General features: G+C 37.4%; 2 protein-coding genes. Both read right to left on the reverse strand.

Features of this window, described 5'->3' with window-relative positions; translation table 11 throughout:
• The coding region (locus tag PVV68_RS10445; protein ID WP_273783043.1) for an ERF family protein at positions 1-587 on the reverse strand (587 nt) is incomplete at its 3' end.
• Positions 588-661: 74 nt separating this feature from the next.
• Positions 662-1,186 (reverse strand): hypothetical protein, encoded by a 525-nt coding sequence (locus tag PVV68_RS10450; RefSeq protein ID WP_273783045.1) that lies wholly within the window; start codon positions 1,184-1,186, stop codon positions 662-664.
• Positions 1,187-1,188: the final 2 nt, after the last annotated feature.

Below are 1,188 nucleotides of genomic sequence, written 5' to 3' on the forward strand. Positions count from 1 at the left end.
TCATTCATTTGTTCCGGTGTGACACCTGCTATGAGCGTGTTGCCATCAGTATCATCTTCATCACTGGTCACATTAAGAAGCATGCCTAAAAGATATCTGCGTGCATAAGTAATCGTGGAACCAACAGATTGAATGTTATTTTTACTGCCTTGACCATCAATCGGGAATGTTCCTTCTGTTGAGATTTGATTGCCAGAGGGATGAGATAGAGTTATTTCTATGGTAACGTTTGTTGTGGTTTGACTTTTAATACGATAAAACAAAGCGAAGTGGTATTTTGCAAGAGTATCCTTTACTGCGTCAATATACTGATCAAGCGTTGCATATGTACTCTTGGTATGGGTATTAATAGAGTTTTTTTGGATTTTTTGATATTCGATTTGCATAGCGGAAAGATCAGAGACGAAACTTTGATAATTTTGTCGTTCTATTTCTTTTTCTCGTAATGCGATAAGGCGCTCTAAGCGGTCCATATCGACATCATTTTCTAAGGCTCTGTTTAAAATACGTTCCATAGCAGTTTGTTTGACTTCACAAGCGTTTCTTTTTTCCACTAATTCCGTTTGTGTGGTACTTATTTCACTCATCTTGATTTCCTCCATTTAAAGCGCAATTCCCCCGTGGCGTGAATCACGCATGTGTTAAAAGTTGTTTGGTTTGGTTAGAAACGTCCTACGTAGTCCACTAAGTGTTCACTTCTAGGAACCATTAGAGTTTTTCCACGAATTTCAAAATTACCAGAAATATTTACTTGATTGGAAATATATGCGTCGTCTAGAATTCTAATATCTCCAAAAATGCGTGCGTTATCACATATAACAGCCTTGCCATAAACACGGGCATTGCCATAAACAAAACCAAAAACTCGAGCTTTGTCGTAAACCAGTGCATTGTCAAAAATCTGCGCATTATATTCAACACTAGCCTCTCCACAAACCTTGGCATTGTCGTAAACACACGCATTATCTGTAATTATTGCTCTTTCAAATATCTGTGCATTACCAAAAACCTTAGCATCATGACTAACTTTAGCTTTATACCAAATCCAACAGTCTCCTTCATGACTCAGGTTTTCTTCTTTTTCTACAAAGCCGCCTATGTCACCTTTTTTAACATTTCTAAAGTCTCGTAATGCGCGAATGCGATAAACCTTACGCAAATAAATTTCATCTATTTCATCAGTCAGTT

It is taken from the genome of Bartonella sp. ML69XJBT, from assembly GCF_028618515.1.
Lineage (GTDB): Bacteria > Pseudomonadota > Alphaproteobacteria > Rhizobiales > Rhizobiaceae > Bartonella.